The following is a 382-nucleotide window of genomic DNA, read 5'->3' on the forward strand; positions in this document are numbered from 1 at the left end:
CTGGTCACGAGGATCGGCCTGAGGCGTCCCGACGCGATGAATGGAATCAACAGCGATGCACCGTCCATGACACACGGCACCTGGTTACCGACCACGTCCTGGATGGCCGGACCGCTCCCCTTGTAAGCGACGTGGCTCATGGAAGCCAGGCCCGCACGTTCCCGCAACAGTTCCATGGCGAGGTGCGTGATGCCGCCGTTGTCCGCGGTCGCGTAATTGAAAGCCCCCGCCTTCGATTCGGACTGGACCCATTTCCGGAACTCATCGAAGTTCTTTGCCGGGGCGGCCGGGTTGACGCACAGCAGGAGGTTCGACTCCAGGATCAATCCGATCGGCGTGAACTCCAGCGGACTGGGTGCGGGTGACGGGAACGTATGCGGAT

At 62.6% G+C, this 382-nt stretch carries 1 protein-coding gene; it reads right to left on the bottom strand.

What is annotated here, in order from left to right; all coding sequences use genetic code 11:
* Window positions 1-382: tripartite tricarboxylate transporter substrate-binding protein (locus tag E0L35_RS26150; RefSeq protein ID WP_249362204.1), on the bottom strand; the 382-nt coding region annotated here is incomplete at both ends.

Origin of the sequence: Halomonas sp. ATBC28, assembly GCF_005937175.1 — a bacterium.
Taxonomy (GTDB): domain Bacteria; phylum Pseudomonadota; class Gammaproteobacteria; order Pseudomonadales; family Halomonadaceae; genus Vreelandella; species Vreelandella titanicae.